Here is a 20,639-nt window from a genome sequence, read left to right as displayed (position 1 = left end):
GCTACGGTGACGGTGTGTTCACGGGTCCTCCGCGAACACGAATGGTCAACCGAGGTCACGCTCAGTCACGGACGCTATGACTTCGTCAGTACGTTCCACTTCACGTCGAACATGGTCGGCATGATCGACGTGAGTTGAGATAGCGCGCCGCAACGCATGACCGGAAGGACCTCGAGTGAACGGAAGCCTTCTCGACATCGCTCTCGTTGTCGGAATCCTGGGCTTCGCAGTGAGCGGATACCGCCAGGGATTCGTCGTCGGGGCCTTGTCGTTCGTCGGGTTCTTCGGCGGAGCTCTGTTCGGGGTCCAGTTAGCTCCGGTCATTGCCAACCAGTTCGACAGCCAAACCAGCCGGGTCGCGATCGCGCTCGGCGTCGCGTTCGGCGCCGCGCTCATCGGTCAGGTCCTCGCGGTGGCGATCGGCAGCCGGGTGCGGGCCAGCATGCGGTCGTCCGGCCTGCGGGTCGTCGACGGTTTCGGCGGCTCGATCGTGTCGGTCGTCGCGCTGCTGCTGGTCGCGTGGATGGTGGCGACCCCGCTGGGGAACTCCTCGTCGCCGTGGCTGAGCAGCCAGGTCCGGCGCTCCGCCATCATCCCCGCCGTCAACAACGCGGTTCCCAACACGGTTCGTTCGCTTTACGACCGCTTTGGTGACGTCGTCGAGCAGGGCGATTTCCCGCAGGTTCTGGGGCCGCTGACGCCGACCGAGGTGCGGCCGGTGGCGCCGCCGAACACCGCGCTGGCGAACTCCGAGGTGGTCAAGGCCGCGCAGGCGTCGGTCGTGAAGGTGATCGGACAGGCGCCGTCCTGCGACCGGCGGCTGGAGGGCACGGGCTTCCTGTTCTCGCAGGGCCGGGTCATGACCAACGCGCACGTGGTCGCCGGCACCGAAGAGGTGGCCGTGGAGTCGCTCGGCGAGCGGTACCAGGCCAAGGTCGTCTGGTACGACCCCAACACCGACATCGCGGTGCTCGACGTCGAGAACCTGAACGCTCCGCTGCTGCGGTTCAACCCACGCGCGGCGGCCGGTGCCGACGCGATCGTCGTCGGCTACCCCGAGGACGGGCCGTACACCGCCACCCCGGCGCGCATCCGCGACGAGCGGCAGATCAAGGGTCCGAACATCTACGGGTCGGTCGACGTCCAGCGCGAGGTGCTGATGCTCCGGGCCGAGGTGCGCAGCGGCAACTCGGGCGGGCCGCTGCTGGCGTCCGACGGCACGGTCTACGGCGTGGTGTTCGCGGCGGCGGTCGACGACAAGGAGACCGGGTTCGCGCTCAGCTACGACGAGATCTCCGAGGCGATCGTGAAGGGTAAGCAGTCCGACGAGAAGGTCAGCACGCAGGGCTGCGACTAGTGGACGCGGGCGTCCTCGGGGCCGCGCTCGCGGAGTTGCGCGACGCGGATCTGGTGGTGCCGGTGTCCGCGGCGGCGGCGGCCGGGCACGAGCCGCTCTCCTGGGCCACGACGACCGTGAACGGCCGTACCTGGCTGCTGGCCTTCACGTCCGGAGACGCGTTCTCGCAGGTCGGTGCGGCACCGGGTGCGGTGGCCCGGCCGGTGGCGTTCCGGCAGCTGGCGGCGTTCTGGCCCGACCCGGAGTGGTACCTCGCGGTCGACCCCGGGTTGCCCTCGCAGCTGTTGCTGGAGGCCGCGACCGTGGTGCGCCTCGCCCGGGACGAGCCGGCCGACCCGGCCGAGATGCCGGTGCTGCAGCAGGTCATCTCGCTGGATCTGGTGACCAGGTACCTCGGCGGCGAGCACTTCGCGATCAGCGGGTTCGCCCACCGGCTCGACGACGCTCCGCTGCCGGACGACTCGACCTCGCTGCTGAACGCGTTGGGACTACCCGCAGCCACCGACGAGGTGTACCTGCTGCGCTGGGCGATGGTGGGGCCGGAGCTGTACCGGGTGCCCTACGCCGCCGAGCTCGACGGGTGGGTCGTGGAGGCGCCGCCGTTCCGCGGTACCGGGTTCGTCGCCGGCCCCGAGCTGGTGATCCGCGAGTACAAGGTCGACGGGGTGGCGCCGCCGCACGGCAGCGAGATCTTCCACCTGTCCCAGGACGGGCCGGAACGTCGCATCGCGGTGTTCGACGCCGACCAGCGGCGGTGGCTGATGGTGCGGGGGCCGTCCTGATGCGGGCGGGGTACGTGGCTCGCTGGCGCGCGAGTGAGTTCGAGGCGTTCCCGGCGCCGACGCCGGAGGGGCTGTGGGTCCGGCTGTACTCCGAGCGCCCCCGGGACGGCTTCGACCGGGTCCGCGACGGGCGGCACCGGCGGGTGGTGCTGGCGTCCGAGGTCGAGCGGATGGTGTACCTCCGGCCGGTCGCGACGTGGCGCGGCGAGCCGTTCCTGCTGCGCTCCCAGGAGGGCGGCTGGGCGCACCTCGAGTACACCGGCGGTGACGCCGCCGCAGCAGCGCGAGTGGGTTGCGTCGCCGGCGAGCGTGGTGTCTACCAGGTGCGGGTCCGGGCCTCCGAACTCACCGGCGTCGGCATGGACGAGGTCGAGCTCTCACTACCGGCGTAAGGCGGGGCCGAAGAAGTGCTGCTCGGTCTGGGTGACGGTCAGACGGCCGAAGCGGACGCCGCGGGGGTGGGCAACCGTGAGGACGTCGGCGGGCAGCCGGCTGAGACGGTCGTCGATGCCCGGGACCTTCAGCGCTGACGAGAGCACCTCGACCTCGGCCGGCACGAGCGGCTGCGCGGCCACCAGATCCGCGCGTTCGAGCAACTCGGCCTCGCGGTGGGTGAGGGCTTCCCGGATCGTCAGGACCGTGGTCCAGCGGCCGGAGGGCAGTTCGGGCGGCACCCCGTACGGCGGGGCGTCGTCGAGATAGAGCAGCGGCCGGGTGCGGGTGCCGGGTTGCTCGGCGGGCTCGGCGTCGACCGGCCTGATCGCGACCGTGCCGGGTGGCGCGGCCGCCGTGATCGGTGCCCAGACCTGTGGACGCGCGGTACCGATCGTCACCCGGGCGCCGGACGCCAGCGACCGGAACGCGATCAGCTGGGCGCAGCGCGGGGATCCGACCAGCACGACCCGCGTCTGGGTGGGCCGGAACAGCCGGACGGCCAGCGGCTTGCCGTGCGGATCGATGCCGAGCACGGTCCCTTCGCCGCCGACCCGTAGCGGCAGCGCCCCGGCGAGACCTGCCGACTGGTCGGTGACGCCGGACGTGGCGTCCGGATCGACCGAGAAGACGTGGGAGGGGATCTGGCCCGGGCCGGACTCACCGATGGCGATCGCGGATCGCCGCTCGGCCAGCGGAGGGCGGCGCTTGCTCATCGGAGGAACCCGCCGAGCGGGAGCGTCGCGGCCATGCCGTTGGCCTGCTCGCCGTTGAGGCGGCGCAGCCGCAGACGGTCGGCGTCGGCCTGTACCAGCAGCGCGGTGACGGCCTGGTCGACGTCGCGGCGGGAGGCCGCGGCGACACGCACGACCGCCTCGACCTCGACGCCGCGGTCGGTGCGCCGGATGCCGAGCGAGAGCGCGGTGGGGCTGTTCGCGGCATCGGCGAGACGGTCGAAAGCGAGCGCGGCATCGGGATCGGACAGGTCGGGCCAGCCGTAGACCGAGAGCGTGGTCTGGGCCGACGTGGGCGTGCGCCAGTGCGCCCACTCCTCGGCCATCGCGCCGTTCGGGCGCGCGCCGGTGTCTGGGTCGGGGCGGTCGAAGCTGAGTTCCTCGACGGTGGTGGCGAGTTCTTCCCGGGTCAGGACGTGGGCGGCGAACCCGGCCTTCGCGAGGCGGCGCTGGGTGCGGCGGACCGCGCTGGTGAGTGCGGCGCCGAGCTCCTTGACGTCGGTCGGCGGGCCGTCGAGCGTGCGGACGGCCTGGATCGCGATCCAGCCTTGGCGGCGGGCGGGCGGGGGAGTGCCGAACAGGTCGCGGTAGGCGCGGTCGATCGCGGTGCCGGCCAGTGCGTCGACCGGGGCCGGGACGACCTCGACGATCGCCTGCGCGGTGATCGGGAGTTCGCCGGCCTCGCCCAGCGGAAGCAGGGAGAGCGGGGACGGCAGGGGGGTGCTGCCCTCGCCGAGGAGCCCGTCGATGTCGGGGTCGACCTCGAGGACCGCGGTGAGGCCGGCTTCGTGGGTCAGCACGCCGATCGTCTCGTCGGTGCCGTCGGCGAGTTCCAGGCGGCCGACGCGGGCGCCGGGGGCGACCGCGGTGAGGAGCGCCGGGTCGTGGTCGGTGCGGGCGCTCCAGCGGCGTCGCCGGGACGAGTAGCGGGCGGCGAGGCCGAGCCACTCGTAGGTCCAGCGGCCGCGGACGCGGACGGCGGTGAGCGCGAGGACGACGACGGCGAGCGCGGCCGCGGAACCGAGGGCGACCGTGCCGCGGCCGATCGTCGCGGCGATCGCGGCCGCGACGGCTTGCCAGGAGGCGACCTGGGCCAGGTGGAGCGGGCCGATGCGTCCGGCCGGGCGCCGGAGCGTCGGCTGCGGAACGCGGGCGCGCGGGCCCGGGGGGCGGACGGAGTCCGGGGCGGCTTGGGCGGCGCGGTACTGCTCGGCGGCCGGGGTCGCGGTAGTGGCGGTGGCGGCGCGTGGCTGGGCGTAGGCCACCGCGGCCGAGGCTGAGGCGGCTGAGGCGGCGGGTGCTGCGGCGGAGACGGTGGAGCCCGCGGCGAGGGAGGCGGAGGTGCCGAGGGAGGCGGAGGTGCCGAAGGGGGCCGGGGTGCCGAGGGAGGCGGAGGTGCCGAAGGGGGCCGGGGTGCCGAGGGAAGCGGCGGCCGCCGCTCCACGCGGCGCGGCTCCGAGGTGGGGGGTGGGGGCTCCGAGGTGCGGGGCAGCGGGCGCGGCGGTGCCACGGAACGCGGCGGTGCCGGGCGGCGCGGCGGCATCGAACGGTGTGGCGGCGCCGGGGGGTGTTGCGGTGGCGGCGGGTGTGGCGGTGGCGGGGGGCCAGTTCGGGGCGGCGTGAGTCGAGGGCGCGGTGCCGTAGGTGGTGGCACCGCCTGCGGCGGGCGTTCCGTAGGTGGCGGCTCCGCCTGCGGCGGGCGTTCCGTAGGTGGTGGCTCCGCCCGGGGCGGGCGCGGGCCGGGCGGCTGCCGACGACCCGTAGGTGGTCGCACCCAGCGGCGCGGTTCCGTAGGTCGTTGCGGCTGAGCTCTGGCCGGCCGCCGCCTGAGCCTGCGCACCCGGGTAGGGCCCGCCCTGGGCGGGCTGGGCGGCCTGTGCCTGGGCCGGCTGTGCCTGGGCCGGCTGGGCCTGGGCCGGCTGGGCCTGGGCCGGCTGGGCCTGGGCGGGCTGGGTCTGCGCGGGCTGGGCCTGGACGGGCTGGGCCTGGACGGGCTGGGGCTGCGCCGGCCAGGCCGGGGCCTGGGCCTGGGCCCGGGGCCATGCCGACTGGGCCGGCTGGGAGTGCTGGGCCGGTGCCGGTGCCGGTGCCGGTGCCGGTGCGGGCCAGGCCGGGCGGGGCGGGGACGCCGAGGCCGGAGGGGCTTGGATCCGGACGGTTTCCCGCGTGGCCAGCGCGTCGGCGGCGGCCTGGGCGGCGGCTGGTCCGGACGCCGGGCTCGCGGCCGGGCGTCCGCCTAAGACGTTGCCCGGACCGGCGGCCGGTGACGGCGGGTTCCATCCCGGAGCGACCGTGCCGATCCGGGTCGCGCCACCCGGCGCGGGCGTCTGCTGGCCGGCCCAGCCGGGCGCCGGACCCGGCGGCGCGGTCGCGGCCGGGGGAACCGCCTGGCCCGGCGGGCGGATCACCCCCCGGGGGATGCTCTGCGTGACCCGTTCGGGGGCCTCGTCTTCCACCGGGACGGCGGCCGGAGCAGGAGCCGCCGCGCCGCCGTACGGCGGGAACTGCGATGCCGGCGGGACCTGAGCGGCCGGCGGGACCTGAGCGGCCGGGGGGACCTGAGCGGCCGGGGGGACCTGAGAGGCAGGCGGGAACTGAGCGGCCGGCGGGACGGCATGGCGGCCGGGAACGGGCGCGGCGGCACCCGGGTTCTCCGCGGGCTGACCGGCGGCATGGTGCCGCCCGGGCGCGGCGGAGCCCCGAGCGGGCTGCGCTCCCGGATCGACGGTCATGCTCGCTCCTCACTCCTGGTCCCACCCCAGCCTACGAAGGACGCCACCGACAGACCGCGAACGTCCGGAAATCCGACCCCGGATCTGGTCACACCTTCCGCGCCACGAACACGAACCCCCCGACGATCGCGCCCAGCAGCAGCACCGCGAGGCACCCCACGCCCGCGACCACGACGGCTGCCGGCACGTCCGACGTGCTCTTCGACTCTTTCTCCGCGGCGGCCGTCGTCGCCGGTGTCGCGGACGGCGAGGCGGTCACGTTTTTCGTCAGCGCCGCGACCGGATTCACGACGCCGTATCCGTACTGCCCGTCCTGACCCGGCTCACCGCGGTCGTCGGCGGTCCAGCGGATCCGGCGGAAGAGCCCGGCGGTGTCGTCGCTCGGGTACTTCGCCTTGATCAGCGCCATCACCCCGGCGACGATCGCCGTGCAGTTGCTCGTGCCGGTGCTGGTCTCGTACCCGCCCTCGATGGCGGACGGGACGTCGCCGCCCGGTCCCGCGACACCTTTCGGCTCGGCCATCCACTGGAGGCTGTCTTCGAACTTGCCGTCCGGGCCGATCGCCGTCACCGGCAGCGCCCCGTCGTAGAAGATCATGCTGCTGGGGCCGTCGTTCCCGGTGGCCGCCACGACCGGAATCCCCTTGTCCCAGGCCGCCCGCACCGACTCGCGCAGGCGGTCGTCCGACGGCGTCTGCAGTGAGACCGAGATGACGTCGGCGCCGAGCTTCACCGCCCACTCGATCCCGATCGCGACCTCGCGGCCGCCGGACAGGCCGGTCGACCGGGACACCTTGATCGGCAGGATCTTCGCCCCGGGAGCGATCCCGAGGATGCCGTCGCGTCCACCGGCGCCGTGGCCGTGACCGGCGATCAGCCCGGCCATCGCCGTACCGTGGTAATCGGTGAAGTACTTGCCCCGGACCGGTGCCTTGCCGGTGTAGATGTCGATGCCGGGCAGCACGCTGCCGGCGATGTCCCGGTGGGTGGGGTCGACGCCGGTGTCGACGACCGCGACGACCACACCCTGGCCTTTCGTGAGGCGTTGCGCCTCGGCGACGTGCAACGTGGACAGGTACCACTGGCCACTCCGGACCGAGTCCGCCCGCGCCGCCGGAGGCGCCGTCCCGACCGCGACGAGCGCGCTGACCACGAGCAGGAAGCCCGCGGCCAGCACGCGCGCGGCGCGGTTCACGATCGGCCCAGCGCCGGCCCTGGATGCTGCGCGACCGGCGCGTCGGAACGTTCGATCACGGCGGGCGCCGATTCCACCGGCGCGAACATCTCCTCGGCCGCCGCCGCCTCGGCCCGGCCTCGCGGCGCGTCGACGGCCGGGCGGGTGTCGAGCTGGTGACCGCCCTCCCGCCCGGCGCGGCCGGTGAGCTCCTGCCGAACCGTGCGGCTGCGCTCGCCGTTCAGAGGCTCGTGCGACGTCGGACCGCCCGGCTGACGGCGTCCGCCGAGCGACGGCTTGGCCGGTGGCCGGACGTGCGGCTCGTCGGCGTCGGGGAGCGTGCTCGGCGTCGTCCGCCGGAACTCCGGCGGCTCGGTGACGCCGGACGACCGCCGGATCGGCGGCCCGCCGGTGCGGCCGGGCAGCCGCGGCTGCCCGGCACCGGGACGGCCGGCACCGGGACGGCCGGATGCGGGACGACCGGATGCGGAACGACCGGGCGCCCCGGGACGCTCGCCCTGGCCCAGCCGGCCCTTGCGGCCGTCGAGACCGGGGCGGGCACCGTTCGCGGCCGAGCGTCCGGGGGCACCGCGGCCGGCTTCCGGCGACCCGGGTGCGCCCGTGCGGCCGGGCAGCGTCGGCTTGGCCGGCCCGCCGCCGCGGGCGCCCTTGGCCTGCGGGTTACCGGGCAGGCGGGGCGTGTTCGGCGGGTTCGGGCCGCCACCGCCCCGGCCCGCGGTGCGGCCGGGCAGCGTCGGCTGGTTCGGACGTCCGGTCGCGCCCTGGCCCGGCGGCCGGGGAGGAGTCAGCGTCGGACGGGTCGGCGGCGTGCGGCGGGCACCCGGCGGCAGTGGCGCCGGGAGTGGGCCGGGTGCGATCGGAGGCGTGCCCGGAGGCGCGACCGGCGGTGGTGCCGGTGCGGGCAGCACCGCCGGCGGCGCCGGAGGCGCACCGGCCAGTTGCACCGGCGGAGGCCCCGGCGGCGTGCCCGGAAGCTTCGCGGCCGGCGGGAGAGGCGGAGGGGGTGGCGCGACCGCGGCGACCGGTGGCGGGGCAGCCGGCGCGGTCCCGCCGGGAACCGGTGGCGGCGCACCCGGGCCGGCGCCCGGCGCTCCGGGCTTCGGACCGCCGTACGAGGGCTGGACGACCTTGAACGTCGTCGGCCCCTTGAACTTGCCGGGCAGGCTCACCCCGGTCGACGCCGCCGACGTGAAGTGGTTCGCGAGGTTCTTCACCATCGGTAACGCCTGCTGGGTGTACTTCTGGTCGATCTCTTCCTGCGGCACCGCGTCGCGGGCCCACTTGTAGGCCTTGTCGCCCAGGCTGCCCGGGATGACGTGGTGCTTACCCAGGAAGCCGATGATGTCGTTGCTGTCCTGGCTCTGGTTCGACGACGTCTTGTCGGCGTCGCGCTTGGCCTTCTCGGTCTTCGATTCGGCCAGCCAGTCGTTGTAGAGCTTTTGGACCTTGGGTTTCGTCGTCCGGATGTCGTTGGCGATCCGGTCGATCGTCGCCGCGTTCTTCGTCGCGGCCTCGATCCACTGGTCGAGCGAGTACAACGAACCGCCGACCCGCTCGAGGAACGCGTTGGCCGCGTCGCCGGTCCACTCCGGGGCGAGCCGGCCGCCGTGCCGGCTGAGGTTGTTCTTCGCGGCCGTCAGCTGGGTCGACAGCGTGCGCCAGGATTGGGCGAGCTTGGCGATCTTCTCCGGGTCGAGCCCGGCGATCATCGGCCACAGCGCGCGGATGTGCGCGATGTTGTCGGTGTCGCCCCAGTTGGTCGCGTTCAGGCTGGCGTACCGGCCTTCGGGTACGTAGGTGTCGTGCTCGGCTACGCGGACGCTGCCCGGCTCCCACGTGTAGCCGTAGTAGTTGTCCCCCATGGGTACTCCTCCGCTACGGCCTGGTCAGATCTGCAATGCCGGGGTCTTGTACCCGTCGGCGTCGGCATCCGGGATACCGGGTCCACCGCCGGGCCGGGTCGGGCGCTCGCCGGTGCCGGTCGGCGCCGGTGCGTCCGCGTCGCCCGGCTGGCCGCCGGGGCCCCTCTTCTCGTCGGTGTTGTCGGTCTGCGTCGCCTCCGGAGCCGGTGGCTGCTGGTCTTCCGGCCGAGGGATGAACGCGTCGATGACGTTGTCCATCGTGGCGCCGCTCAACGCGTCACCGTCGTTGTATTCGGTCGCGATGCCCTCAGCGGCGAACCCGAGTGCGCTCAGGCCGAGGATCGCGTCGCCGGCGAACTGCCCGGCGGCCATCGAGTAGCTGGACATCAGGCTGCCGAAGAAGATCGCTTCGCCGAGCGGAGGGACCGAGCCCTCCCAGCCGCCTTCGCCCCGTCCGCTGAAGGCGAGCGCGCCCTGCGACATCTCGTTGGCGAAGTTCTTGCCCAGGCCGGTGGCCAGGTCTTTGTGGCCCACGTCTTTCACGTTCGCGCCGAACTCGCGAATTGCGTGCAAGCTGGCGCGGATGTTGCCGTCGCGGTCAGCCATCGCGTTCCCCGTTTCTGCGGTTGCTGAGCGTTTCGTGCGAAGGGTATCGAGGTGCGCTAGTGCTAACGGGCGCATTGAGGTAACTGTGAACTGCTACCCCTCCTCGTCATTCGTGGAGTACTCACGGCTGTGCGGCCGGACGGGTTCACTCCGACGGGTCGAGCCAGCCCAGTTGCACGAGCCGGGCGCCGTCCTTCCGGGTGACCATCCAGGCCCGGCCGGGCGGCAGTGCCTGCGGCCGGATGTTGCCGAGCAGAACGCCTTCGTCCCGGTCTCCGGACATCACCAGGCCGGGTGATCCGAGTTCGCGCAGACGCATGACGAACGACTCGTACAGCGCCCGGCTGGCCCCACCGCTGCGACGGGCCACGATCAGGTGCAGGCCGATGTCGCGGGCCTGCGCCAGGACGTCGAGCAGCGGGCCGAGCGGGTTGGTGGATCCGGAGGAGACCAGGTCGTAGTCGTCGACCAGGACGTAGAGGTCGGGACCGCGCCACCAGCTGCGATCGCGCAGCTGTTCCGGGGTGACGTCGGGCCCCGGGAGCCGGTTGTGCATGACGTTCGCGACCTCGTTGATGATCTGTTCGGTGACCGGCGCGGACGTGCCGTAGCCGATCAGGTGCTCGGGCGAGACCGCGCCGAGCAGGCTGCGCCGGTAGTCGACGACGATCATCCGGGCCTGGTCGGGGTCGTGCGTGTCGGTGATGCGCCGGGCGAGCTGACGCAGGAACCCGGTCTTGCCGGACTCGGAGTCGCCGAACAGCAGGAAGTGCGGGTCGGTGGCGAAGTCGACGAAGACCGGCTGGAGGTCGGTCTCCGCGATGCCGATCGGCACACCGGCCGGGCGGACCTCCTGGGCCGCGACCGACGCCGTGAGGTTCGCGTACGGCACGGTCGACGGCAGCAGCCGGACCTTCGGCGCCAGCGGCCCGGCCCAGGCGTTCGCGACGTCCTGGACGAGTTTCGCGACCCCGTCGGAGAGGTCGGTGGACTCGGCCCGGCTGTCGGCACGGGGGAGCGCGGTCAGGAAGTGGAACTTGTCGACCGTGATGCCCCGGCCCGGCGTGTTCTCCGGGACGTTCACCGCGGTACGCCGGTCGAGATACGAGTCGGACGGTTCGCCCAGCCGGAGCTCGAGACGGGTACCGAGGATGTCGCGCAGCGCCGGACGCAGATCGAGCCACCGGGTCGCCGACACCACGACGTGGATGCCGTAGGACAGCCCGCGGTTCGCCAGGTCGGTGACGCCCGCCTCGAGCTCTTCGAACTCGTTGCGGAGCGTCAGCCAGTTGTCGACGACCAGGAACACGTCACCGAACGGGTCGTCGGCGAACTCGCCGCGGGCCTTGCGGCGGCGGTAGGTGGCCATGCCGTCGATGGCGTTGCGGGAGAACCGCCGCTCGCGCTCGAGCAGGAGGGTGCGCAGCTCGGCGACCGTGCGGCGGACCTCACCCGCCTCCAGCCGGCTGGCCACGCCGCCGACGTGCGGCAGCTCGCGCAGCGCGGCCAGCGACCCGCCACCGAAGTCGAGGCAGTAGAACTGGGCCTCGACCGGAGTGTGGGTGAGCGCGAGCGCGGTGACCACCGACCGCAGCGCCGTGCTCTTACCGCTCTGCGGGCCGCCGACGACGACCGCGTGCCCCAGACCGCCGGACAGGTCGAGCGTCAGCAGATCGCGCCGCTGCTCGAGCGGCCGGTCGACCAGGCCGACCACCGCGCGCAGCGAACTGCGCCACGCCGGGTCGCCGACCGTGAGGCCGCGGCCGGGCTCGACCGTGAGCGGCGGAAGCAGCTGGTCGAGCGTCGCGGGCTCCTTCAGCGGCGGGAGCCAGACCTGGTGCGCCGGTGTGCCGCGGCCCTGCAGCCGCTCGACCATGATGTCGAGCAGGCTCTCGCCGATGCCCTCGTCCGGGTCGGGAGCGGCCTCCTTGGCCGGCTCGTCGTCACGCCGGGGGGCCTGGTAGGTGGTGGAGAACGCCATGACCGGGGTGCGCTCGGCGCCCGGCCCGGTGCCCCGCCGGCCGCCCTCGCGGTAGACGCCGGAGACGTACGCGGCCCGGAACCGCGTCATCTCTTCGGTGCCGAACTTCAGGTACCCGTGGCCGGGCGCGCGCGGCAGCTCGTAGGCGTCCGGCACACCGAGGACGACGCGGCTCTCCATCGACGAGAACGTCCGCAGGCCGATCCGGTAGGAGAGGTGGGTGTCGAGGCCGCGCAGCCGGCCCTCCTCCAGGCGCTGCGACGCGAGCAGCAGGTGGACGCCGAGCGACCGGCCGACCCGGCCGATCTGGACGAACATGTCGATGAAGTCGGGCTTGGCGGAGAGCAGCTCACTGAACTCGTCACAGACGATCAGCAGGCTCGGCATGGGGGACAGCGGCGCCCCGGCCGCGCGGGCCCGCTCGTAGTCGCGCAGGGACGCGTAGTTGCCCGCGCTGCGCAGCAGTTCCTGGCGGCGCAGGATCTCGCCGTTGATCGCGTCGGTCATCCGGTCGACGAGAGGTAACTCGTCGGCCAGGTTCGTGATCACCGCGCTGGTGTGCGGCAGCCGGTCGAGCTTGGTGAACGTCGCGCCACCCTTGAAGTCGACCAGCACGAAGTTCAGCAGCTCGGACGAGTGCGTCGCGGCCAGCGCGAGGACGAGCGTGCGGAGCAGCTCGCTCTTACCGGAGCCGGTGGCGCCGATCAGCAGGCCGTGCGGGCCCATCCCGTCCTGCGCGGATTCCTTCAGGTCGAGCTCGACCGGGCTGCCGTCGGAACCGATGCCGATCGGCACCCGCAGCTGCTCGCGGTTGGGCCGCGGGCGCCACGACGTCGACGGGTCGAGCAGGCGCGGATCGCCCATCCCGAGCAGTTCGGCCAGCTCGAGCTCGGTGCTCATCGGGCGCTCGCCGCGCCCGGCCGCGGACAGCCGCAGCGGCGCGAGCTGCCGGGCCAGCGCCTCGGCCTGGACGATGCCCATCCGGTCGGCGGTGCCGATCTCGGCCTCGCCGTCCATCGTGGCGCTGCGCAGCCGGCCGGCCCGATCGACGTCGAGGACCAGCGAGGTCGGGTCGAGCAGGCGCGGCGGTGGGTTGCCGATGTCGATCAGCGTGACGCCCTCGATGCCGCCGTCGGTGACCAGGTGGTCGGAACCGGCCGGGTCGGCGCCGTCGAGGATCACCACCAGGTGGGGCGAGACCTCCTGCCCGGCACCGGTCGGGTTGAACCGCGGGCGCCCGGACAGCACGTCGTCGAGCATCGCCTCGGCCGCCAGCACGGTCGGTGCGACCAGCCGCACCGGACCGAGGGCGTCGGTGCGCTCGGGGTGCTGGGCGTGGGGCAGCCACTTGACCCATTCCCAGGCGGCCAGCCGCTCCGGAGCTGCGCAAACGACCACTCGGACGTCGTCCGGAGCATGGAAGGTAGTGACCTGAGCCAGCAGCGAGCGGGACACCCCGCGGACGCCCTCGGCGTCGCCTCGGAGGTAGATGCGGGAGAAACCGTTCAACGCGAGCGCGACCGGCATGTCGGAAACCACCGCGTAGGTGGTGACGAAACGGCGGAGCGCCTGGGCGCAGAGCGGTTCCAGGTCGTCCATCGTCTGGACCGGCGGGGTGATCATCGGCGTCGCGAGATCCTGCGGGCCGAGGCCGATCCGGACGACGGCGAAGTCTTCGTCGGCCGGACGCCGTTCCCAGAGCCGGTAGCTGCCCGCGGAGGTCCAGAGCGCGGCCGGCTCGGGGTGGCGGTAGAACATCGCCTCGCGCTGGGCCCGGACCGTGTGGCGGGTCTTGCGCCGCAGCTGGGCCAGGTGGCGCATGTACTCCCGGCGCTGCGCGGCCATCTCCTGCTTGCTGGGCTGACCGGAGTAGGAGCCCATCTGGCTGCCGAGCATGCCGACCGCGGACAAGCCGAAGAGGCCGCCAGTGATGTAACGCAGGGTGCCGCCTCCGGTGCCCGCGAACATCAGCGCCATCGCCGCCGAGCCCGCCAGCATCGGCAACATCGTCATCATCTGGCCCCAGGCGCGGCCGGTGGGCGCGGGGATCGTCGGCGGTGACTCGAGCAGCAACTCGCCCTCCGGGAAGTCCGGCGCAGGGCGACGCGGTGGCCGCTTGACGATGACCGTTCCCAACCGATCCTCCCCGTGGATGCTTGCCGCCCATCGTAGGGAAAGAGCCGCTACGGTCGAGCTGATCGCGAACGCAGCTGTGGATAAAGGAGCGGTTTGTGGCCACGACCAGCGCTGATGGCCTTGCGCGTGTGACGCTGGCCGCTCCGCGGCGCCGGGTGGACCTCGCGTTGCCCGAGGCGCCTCCGCTCGCCGAGTTGCTGCCGGTGCTGCTGCGGCACGCGGGTGAGGGCCTGGCGGACGACGGGCAGGCGCACGGCGGATGGTCGCTGCGGCGTGCCGACGGCGAGCCGCTGGATCCGGAGAAACCCCTCGCCGTCCAGGACGTCCGCGACGGCGAGGTCCTGCACCTGGTGCCCCGCCGCACGGAATGGCCCGAGCTCGACTACGACGACCTGGCGGACGCGGTGGCGGCCGGCGCCCGTCGGCAGGGCCGGGCGTGGTCACCGGCCACGACGCGGGTGACCGGACTCACGGTGACGGCGGCGTTGCTGCTCCTGGGGCTGGCGACCGTGCTGTATTCGGGGCTCTCCGCGGGCTCGGTGGGGATCGTGCTGCTGTCGATGGCCGCGCTGTTCGCGGTGGTCGGCGGCGTGCTGTCGCGGGCGCTGTCGGACTCGGTGGCCGGCGCGGTGGTGGCCGGTGTCGGGCTGCCGTACGGGTTCGTGGGCGGCGCGGTGGTGCTGGCCGACTCGACCCGGGTGCTGACGTTCGGCGCGGGGCAGGTGCTGGTCGGGTCGGTCAGCATGGTGTTCGTCGCGGTGATCGGCTACCTGGCGGTGAGCGACGCCGGGTTCGTGTTCGTGGGCGGGGTGGTGGCCGGGCTGCTGGGGGTTCTCGGCGGTCTGCTGCCGTACGCGGGGGCTTCGCCGGTCGGGGCGTCGGCGGTGGTGGTCGGGCTGGCATTGCTGATCGTGCCGACGTTGCCGCTGATCGCGATGCGGCTCGGGCGGGTGCCGCTGCCGACGCTGCCGCGGTCGGCCGACGAGTTGATGACCGAGACGGTGATGCCTTCGCGGCGGGTGGTGTACGCCGCGGTCGCCCGGTCGGACGACGTTCTGACCGGGGCTTTGCTGGGGGTGTCGGTCGCTCTCGGCCTCGGGTCGCTGGTGCTGCTGCGGGCGGCGGATGTCACCGCGACGGTGCTGGTGGTCGTGGTGGCCGCGGCGGTGCTGCTGCGGGCGCGGCTGCTGGCGACGATCCGGCAGCGGGTGCCGCTGCTGGTCGCGGGGCTGGTGGGGCTCACCGCGATGGCGTTCGCGCCGTCGTTGGGCGGGTCGGCGACGCGGCTGACCGTGGTGACGCCGGTGCTGGTGCTGGTGGCCGCGTTGGTGCTGGCCGGTGGGCTGGCGTACAGCCGCCGTCCGCCGTCGCCGTATCTGGGGCGGCTGTCGGACGTGCTGGACGTGGTGCTGGTTTTGGCGGTCGTGCCGCTGGTCTGCGGGGTGCTGGGCCTCTACGGCTACGTCCGCGGCCTCGGCGGCTGAGGGGAGCCGGGGTCTACGCCTCGGGCCGCCGCGTCGTACTCGGGTCGATCGGCCGCCCGGCGTAGTCGGTGAAGTGAATCTCCGCGCCCGCGCGTACCGAGGGCAGCGGCTCCTCTCCGCGGATCAGGCGCACGACGGCCCAGTCGAAGTCCTCGGCGAGGTAGTAGCTGCCGTTGAAGTCGCCGATGAAGACGCGACCGTCGTGACCGACGACGACATCGCCGGGATCCGGCGGGTCGAGTTCCGCCACGGGGGTGACGGGCTCGTCCTGCCAGGTCGAGATCGCGGCGAAGCGTTCCGGGTCAGGATCCGTGTCGATCGGGTGCACCCGCCAAGTATTGCCCGGGACGCCGATCGTCAGCCCGCCGAACTCCTCCAGGATCGGTCGCGCGGCGGCCGAAACCCTCAGCTCCGGAGGGTCGTCCCGGGTGAGCTCCCGGATCCGCTGATCGAACCGCTCGATGTCTGCCTCGGCGATCCGCCGGCCCGGGTACCAGCCGGCTTTTCGCAGGTGGGCGGTCACGTCTTCGGGGAAGCGGCCGGGGGTTGACGGCGTGCTGCGGGCGATGATCTCGTCCACCGGCAGCGGCGGCCAACTCGTCACCTCGCCGGACTCGCGATCCACCACCACCCTCGCGTCCCCCACCCGATCCGGTGGCACCGCCGGATCCACCCTCGTCGGCGCGGCCACCCAGGCCACCCACCCGTGGTCGAATTCCCGCAGCGCGATCCGGTCGGCCGGCGCCCCGAGCCACCGGATCGCCCGCTCCACTGCTTCCTGTCGGCTGACTATGACGAACTCCTCACCGTCGTGGACTCACCGAGTATCCAGAACCTGAACCACCCCCGGCCCGTGCAGACACCGGATCTCTATGGTGTAAGCACCGGGCCAGACCGGCAGGGAAGGGCGATGGCTTCCAGGAAAGACCAGCTCCAGTCGTACCAGTTCCTGGTGCAACGGTTCGTGTCCGCGCTGATCATGCGCGAAACCGACCCGGCCCAGGTCCCGTTCCGGCGGCTCGCGGGCGCGGCGTTCGCCAGCATCATGGTCGCCGTCCTCGCGCTGGCCGGCGTCGGCATCTACGGCCTCTTCCGTCCCGGCGGCGACACCTCCTGGCAGAACGGTCAGGCGATCGTCGTCGAGAAGGAGACCGGCACCAAGTTCGTCGTGCTCGACGGCACTCTGCATCCGGTCGCGAACTACGTGTCCGCCGTCCTGATCCAAGGCAACACGCAGACGAACTCGGTCTCCCGGCAGTCGCTCGTCGGTTATCCGCGCGGAGCGCGGCTCGGGATCGCCGACGCGCCCGACTCCCTCCCGGCCGTGGACCAGATGCTCGGCAGCCCGTGGTCGCTGTGCATGCAGTTACAGAAAGACAAAGCGGGCGCGGACGTGCCGGCCGGCGTCCTCGGGGTCGGCGTCGCTCCGGTCGGTGGCCATCCGCTCGCACGCAAGGCCGTCGTCGCCAAGGAACGCGGTTCCGGTGACTTCTGGCTGATCACCAACGATCACCGCTACCCGATCACCAAGTCCGCGGTGGTCCTGAACGCGCTCGGCATGGGCCAGCAGACGCCGCTACCCGTCACCCGCGCCTGGCTGGGGGCGATCCCCGCCGGTGGCGGTATCGGACCGCTCGGCCTCGCCGACATCGGCAACTCCTCGAACGCCAGGCCCGACGCCCGGATCGGTCAGATCTTCGTCGCGAAGCCCTCCAACAACGCCGCTCCGACGTTCTACGTCGCCACGGCCGACGATCTGCAGTCGATCACCTCGCTCCAGGCCGACATCCAACTGGCCGACGACGCGACCCGGGCCGCCTACCGCAACGGGGCCCCGACCGCGCTCGAGATCCCGGTCAGCGACGCGCCCGCGCCGAAACCCGTCGACAGTGGCGACGACGCCCCTCCGGCCACCGCCCCCGCGGCCGAAACCGACCTCAGCCCGAGGTCTGCGACCTGCGCCACGTTCAGCAGCGCGGACGAGACGCCGACGATCGTCGTCGGCAGCGAACCGCTGAAGTCCTCGGCGACCTCAGCCGTCCCGGCCTCGACCGACGGCGAGGCCCTGGCCGACCGGATCGATGTCGAGCCCGGCCGGGCCGCACTGGTGCGCGCGCTGTCTTCGCCGACGGCGAGCGACGGAACGTCCTACCTGGTCACCGACGACGGACGCGCCCATCCGCTGGCCGGCACCGAGGTGGCCGCGACGCTCGGCTACGGCGGCGTCCGGCCCGTCGATCTCCCTTCTTCGCTCGTGGCGCGGCTGCCCGTCGGCAGCGCACTCGATCCGAAAGCTGCCACGAAACAAGTCCCGTCGAACTGATTTCCACAGGCAGCCGTGTAGCTACAGCGGACCGGTGAATTACCGCCGTTCTTTCGGTCCGGCTGGCGACCGGGGGTTACGGTCGCTGCGAAAGCGACGCCAAGAGAGTCCCGAGACGCACGGGACACCGGACATTCCGACGGGGTGAGGCTTCCATGAGCAACATGCGCGCGAATACCGCGACGATGGTGAAGACCGAAAAGGACGTCGATGGCGTCGCTGACCGGCTCACCTCCACGCTGACCTCGCTGATGAACGAGCTGACGCCGTTGCAGTCGGCTTGGCTCGGTCAGGGCGGGACGTCGTTCCAGCAGGTCCGTGAGCGGTTCGACCAGGACATGGCGAAGCTCAACCACTCGCTGCGGTCCCTGGCCGAGGCGGTCGGTACGTCCGGTCGCACCTACGAGGTCAGCGACGAAGAGATGAAGTCCGAGATGCAGGCAGCCGGCGCCTCCGCCGGTTCGATCACCGCTGCGCTGCAGCTCTGAACGGGGAGAAATCCAATGCCGACTTCCGACGAGATCGCGGTCAACTTCGCCTCGCTCACCAAAGCGGCGGAAGACATCCAGAGCGCGATCGGCAAGATGAACGCTGAGCTCGACGGTCTCGAAAAAGGCGTCCAGCCGCTGCTCGCGACGTGGGACGGCGACGCCAAGGCCGCCTACATGGCCCGCAAGCGGGAATGGGACAGCGCGTCGCAGGACCTCGCTCAGCTGCTGACCGGCATCAAGGGCGCGGTCCTCAAGTCCGCGGAGATCATGCACGCCCGCGAGAAGCAGAACACCAACATGTTTGGCGGCGGCGCATAGTTCCGCGTTCCGGTCCGGGGCGCGTCCGCGCCCCGGGTCATCGCCTGACCGGACCGAAGAGGTCCTCCGGGTTGCCCACCGGTTCCGTACTTTCTTTGGTGGACGCCACGGGAGCAGGCCGTTCGGCGCGCCAGCCGCGCCGGCGGCCCTTGGGGATCACCACGGCAGCGACGCCGAGACCGATCAACAGCGCGAGGCCGGCGAGCGTGATCCACAATGCGATCGGCGGCGTCGACGCGCGGTTGTCGCCGCGGCCGGTCGGCTGCGGAGGCGGCGAGAGCGGGGTGCTGAGCGCGCCGGTGTTCTTGTCGGCCAGGCGCTCGGTGACCGCGCGGTACGGGTCGACGACACCGGCGCCGTAACCGGCGTCCGGGGCCCCGGCTCCGGGGTCGGCGGTCGTGATGACTTGGCGGGCGACCTGCGCGGCGGTCAGTTGGGGCGAGGCCGCCCAGACCAGCGCCGCGGTGGCGGCGACCAGCGGCGTCGCGAAGCTGGTGCCGCTGACGACCGCGTGACCGCTCACCCGGGTGGCGGCGAGAACCTGGTCGCCCGGTGCGACGAGGTCGACGTACGGACCGACCTGCGACGCGGCGAGGAGCTGACCGTTCTGACCGACCGCACCGACCCCGATCACCCCGTCGTACGCGGCGGGGTACGGCGTCGGGTCGTTCTGCCCGTCCTTGTGGCCGTTCCCGGCCGCGGCCACGACCAGGATGTTCGCGGCCACGGCCCGTTCGATGGCCGCCCGTACGTTCCGGTCGTCCCGGTAGAGCACGAGGGAGAGGTTGATGATCTTCACGTCGGCCTGGACCGCGTCGTCGATCGCCTCGGCCAGTCCGGCCTCGGACACCGTGTTTCCGCTGCCCGGTTCGGCGCCCGGCTCCTGGTCGGTGATGCGGATCGGCATGACTTTCGCGTCCGGAGCCAGCCCGCGGAATCCGACGCCGTCGACCGGCCGGGCGGCGATCAGGCTGGCGACCGCGGTGCCGTGCGAGACGCAGTCCAGCGTCCCGTCGTCACCCGGATCGAGCAGGTCTCGGCCGGGCACGATCGCGTTGCGGAGCTGCGGGTGGTCGTCGTCGCTGCCGGAGTCGATGACCGCGACCGTCACCCCGCCGCCGCGGCTGAACCGCCAGATGCGCTCGGGCCCGAACAGTTTCTGCTGCCAGGGAACCTGGCTCACGACCGATCCGGGCCGCACCGGGTTGGAGCAGCCGGGCGCCGCGGCCGCAGGCGAAGCCACCGTGACAGACGCCAGGACCGCGGCGAGTACCAGCACAAAGGCCGTCGGCCGTCGCATGCCCGGTCACCCCGTCCGTCGCTCGTTTCGTGGCGGATCGTATCCATCGGATGTCAACGGTCCAGTACTGTCGGCCGGACGCGAGAGAGTCTCGAAGGGGCCGAGCACGGAGGGAAGGCAGCACGTCGTGGACCCACGAGGCTTACAAGCGCGCGCCGACGAGCTGATGGACGAGTTCCATCGCCTGCGTGCCGGTGTCGGTGAGCTCCAGCAGCAACTGCAGGCGATCAAGATCGTCGTGCACTCCAAGGACCGGCTGGTCACGGCCACCGTCGGCCCGCGCGGTCAACTCGTCCAGCTGGATCTCGATCCGCGGATCTACCGCGAGACCAACTCGCGCAAACTGGCCGCGGCGATCACCGAGACGATCCAGGAGGGTGCTCGGCAGGTCGCGGAGCGGACCGCCGAGCTCTGCCGTCCGTTCCTGCCCGAGCAGGACGTCCGGGCCCAGCTCGACGGAGACCTAGATTCGTTCTTCCGGCGGCTCGACAACGACGTGATGGGCGGAGACGCGTTCCGATGACCGATGGCAACACGTTCCTGCGTCCGAAGGAAGCGGCCGAGGCCGCGCGGCAGCTCACGACGATCGCCGACGAACTCGAGCGGAAGATCAGCGTGTCGGTCGGGCGCATCCGGGCGATCCACGGCAAGGGCGCCGCGGTCTGGGGCGACGACGATCCCGGCCACAAGTTCGTGGAGAACTACGACAAGGGCGGCAACGGCGCGGCCAGCAAGACGCTGGAGGCCTCCACCCGCTACGTCGACGTGCTCACCGACGTCGGGCCGATGGTCAGCAAAGCAGTGGAGGGCACGGTCGACGTCGACCAGGCGCTGGGCGACGCGATCAAGAAGCTGACGGCTCAGCCGGTGGCTCCGCCGCCCGAGATCTGACCGGGGGCAACGGGG

General features: G+C 72.6%; 17 protein-coding genes. 9 read left to right on the top strand and 8 right to left on the bottom strand.

The annotated features are described in order from the left end of the window. The first annotated feature begins 175 nt into the window (after window positions 1-175). Genes ACIBZJ_RS17895 through ACIBZJ_RS17885 form a run of 3 tightly spaced genes read left to right on the top strand, consistent with a single transcriptional unit; the run spans window position 176 to window position 2,531 of the window. Complete coding sequence (locus tag ACIBZJ_RS17895; RefSeq protein ID WP_395930747.1) at window positions 176-1,357, top strand: MarP family serine protease; 1,182 nt, start codon at window positions 176-178, stop codon at window positions 1,355-1,357. Further along, on the top strand, window positions 1,357-2,139 hold the full coding sequence (locus tag ACIBZJ_RS17890) for an SseB family protein (RefSeq protein WP_395930745.1): 783 nt from the start codon (window positions 1,357-1,359) through the stop codon (window positions 2,137-2,139). The genes ACIBZJ_RS17895 and ACIBZJ_RS17890 overlap by 1 nt, the downstream gene beginning before the upstream one ends. Next, window positions 2,112-2,531: a hypothetical protein gene (locus ACIBZJ_RS17885; RefSeq protein WP_395930743.1), complete on the top strand. Its 420-nt coding sequence runs from the start codon at window positions 2,112-2,114 to the stop codon at window positions 2,529-2,531. The genes ACIBZJ_RS17890 and ACIBZJ_RS17885 overlap by 28 nt, the downstream gene beginning before the upstream one ends. Here the strand turns inward: ACIBZJ_RS17885 and ACIBZJ_RS17880 are convergent. The 6 genes from ACIBZJ_RS17880 to eccCa form a co-directional block, all read right to left on the bottom strand. Next, complete coding sequence (locus ACIBZJ_RS17880; protein ID WP_395930741.1) at window positions 2,520-3,287, bottom strand: hypothetical protein; 768 nt, start codon at window positions 3,285-3,287, stop codon at window positions 2,520-2,522. The two genes, ACIBZJ_RS17885 and ACIBZJ_RS17880, sit on opposite strands and share 12 nt — an antisense overlap. Beyond that, window positions 3,284-6,037 (bottom strand): type VII secretion protein EccE, encoded by a 2,754-nt coding sequence (locus tag ACIBZJ_RS17875; RefSeq protein ID WP_395930739.1) that lies wholly within the window; start codon window positions 6,035-6,037, stop codon window positions 3,284-3,286. The genes ACIBZJ_RS17880 and ACIBZJ_RS17875 overlap by 4 nt, the downstream gene beginning before the upstream one ends. Before the next feature lie 88 nt (window positions 6,038-6,125). Then, complete coding sequence (locus ACIBZJ_RS17870) at window positions 6,126-7,232, bottom strand: S8 family serine peptidase (RefSeq protein WP_395930737.1); 1,107 nt, start codon at window positions 7,230-7,232, stop codon at window positions 6,126-6,128. Further along, window positions 7,229-9,094: a hypothetical protein gene (locus tag ACIBZJ_RS17865; protein WP_395930735.1), complete on the bottom strand. Its 1,866-nt coding sequence runs from the start codon at window positions 9,092-9,094 to the stop codon at window positions 7,229-7,231. Before ACIBZJ_RS17865 ends, ACIBZJ_RS17870 begins: the two co-directional genes overlap by 4 nt. Before the next feature lie 24 nt (window positions 9,095-9,118). Beyond that, a complete protein-coding gene (locus tag ACIBZJ_RS17860) occupies window positions 9,119-9,700 on the bottom strand; it encodes a hypothetical protein (protein WP_395930733.1) in 582 nt (193 codons plus the stop codon). Between the two features lie 145 nt (window positions 9,701-9,845). Continuing rightward, window positions 9,846-13,817, bottom strand: a complete 3,972-nt coding sequence (gene eccCa, locus ACIBZJ_RS17855) for a type VII secretion protein EccCa (RefSeq protein WP_395930731.1) — start codon at window positions 13,815-13,817, stop codon at window positions 9,846-9,848. Window positions 13,818-13,912: 95 nt separating this feature from the next. Between eccCa and eccD the strand changes: the two genes are divergently transcribed. Next, the gene (gene eccD / locus ACIBZJ_RS17850) at window positions 13,913-15,301 is read left to right on the top strand and encodes a type VII secretion integral membrane protein EccD (protein WP_395930729.1); all 1,389 of its coding nucleotides are present in this window, start codon (window positions 13,913-13,915) and stop codon (window positions 15,299-15,301) included. A 13-nt stretch (window positions 15,302-15,314) separates the two neighbouring features. Here the strand turns inward: eccD and ACIBZJ_RS17845 are convergent, their stop codons facing one another. Next, window positions 15,315-16,073, bottom strand: coding sequence for an SUKH-3 domain-containing protein (locus ACIBZJ_RS17845; protein ID WP_395930727.1), 759 nt, complete (start codon window positions 16,071-16,073; stop codon window positions 15,315-15,317). A gap of 81 nt (window positions 16,074-16,154) precedes the next feature. On the opposite strand from ACIBZJ_RS17845, the gene eccB reads away from it, so the two are divergent. From eccB to ACIBZJ_RS17830, 3 genes are all read left to right on the top strand, one after another. Then, complete coding sequence (gene eccB / locus ACIBZJ_RS17840; protein ID WP_395930725.1) at window positions 16,155-17,624, top strand: type VII secretion protein EccB; 1,470 nt, start codon at window positions 16,155-16,157, stop codon at window positions 17,622-17,624. Between the two features lie 164 nt (window positions 17,625-17,788). After that, window positions 17,789-18,112 carry a WXG100 family type VII secretion target gene (locus ACIBZJ_RS17835; RefSeq protein ID WP_395931254.1) on the top strand — a complete coding sequence of 108 codons (324 nt, stop codon included), beginning with the start codon at window positions 17,789-17,791 and terminating at the stop codon, window positions 18,110-18,112. Window positions 18,113-18,127: 15 nt separating this feature from the next. Beyond that, complete coding sequence (locus ACIBZJ_RS17830; protein ID WP_395930723.1) at window positions 18,128-18,433, top strand: WXG100 family type VII secretion target; 306 nt, start codon at window positions 18,128-18,130, stop codon at window positions 18,431-18,433. 37 nt (window positions 18,434-18,470) lie between these two features. Here ACIBZJ_RS17830 and mycP read toward each other — a convergent pair whose 3' ends face one another. Next, on the bottom strand, window positions 18,471-19,616 hold the full coding sequence (mycP, locus tag ACIBZJ_RS17825) for a type VII secretion-associated serine protease mycosin (RefSeq protein ID WP_395930721.1): 1,146 nt from the start codon (window positions 19,614-19,616) through the stop codon (window positions 18,471-18,473). Between the two features lie 244 nt (window positions 19,617-19,860). On the opposite strand from mycP, the gene ACIBZJ_RS17820 reads away from it, so the two are divergent. Beyond that, window positions 19,861-20,256, top strand: a complete 396-nt coding sequence (locus ACIBZJ_RS17820) for a YbaB/EbfC family nucleoid-associated protein (RefSeq protein ID WP_395930719.1) — start codon at window positions 19,861-19,863, stop codon at window positions 20,254-20,256. Then, window positions 20,253-20,624, top strand: coding sequence for a hypothetical protein (locus tag ACIBZJ_RS17815; protein WP_395930717.1), 372 nt, complete (start codon window positions 20,253-20,255; stop codon window positions 20,622-20,624). Before ACIBZJ_RS17820 ends, ACIBZJ_RS17815 begins: the two co-directional genes overlap by 4 nt. The last annotated feature ends 15 nt before the right edge of the window (window positions 20,625-20,639 follow it).

Origin of the sequence: Cryptosporangium sp. NPDC051539, assembly GCF_044454545.1 — a bacterium.
Classification (GTDB): Bacteria; Actinomycetota; Actinomycetes; order Mycobacteriales; family Cryptosporangiaceae; genus Cryptosporangium.
The sequence above is the reverse complement of the archived record's forward strand: the minus strand, read 5'-3'. Positions and strand labels throughout refer to the sequence as shown.

Coding starts and splice junctions, on each gene's coding strand:
- ACIBZJ_RS17880 (WP_395930741.1), bottom strand. CDS start 3,287: ATGAGCAAGCGCCGCCCTCCGCTGGCCGAGCGGCGATCCGCGATCGCC.
- ACIBZJ_RS17875 (WP_395930739.1), bottom strand. CDS start 6,037: ATGACCGTCGATCCGGGAGCGCAGCCCGCTCGGGGCTCCGCCGCGCCC.
- ACIBZJ_RS17865 (WP_395930735.1), bottom strand. CDS start 9,094: ATGGGGGACAACTACTACGGCTACACGTGGGAGCCGGGCAGCGTCCGC.
- ACIBZJ_RS17860 (WP_395930733.1), bottom strand. CDS start 9,700: ATGGCTGACCGCGACGGCAACATCCGCGCCAGCTTGCACGCAATTCGC.
- ACIBZJ_RS17835 (WP_395931254.1), top strand. CDS start 17,789: ATGCGCGCGAATACCGCGACGATGGTGAAGACCGAAAAGGACGTCGAT.
- ACIBZJ_RS17830 (WP_395930723.1), top strand. CDS start 18,128: ATGCCGACTTCCGACGAGATCGCGGTCAACTTCGCCTCGCTCACCAAA.
- ACIBZJ_RS17815 (WP_395930717.1), top strand. CDS start 20,253: ATGACCGATGGCAACACGTTCCTGCGTCCGAAGGAAGCGGCCGAGGCC.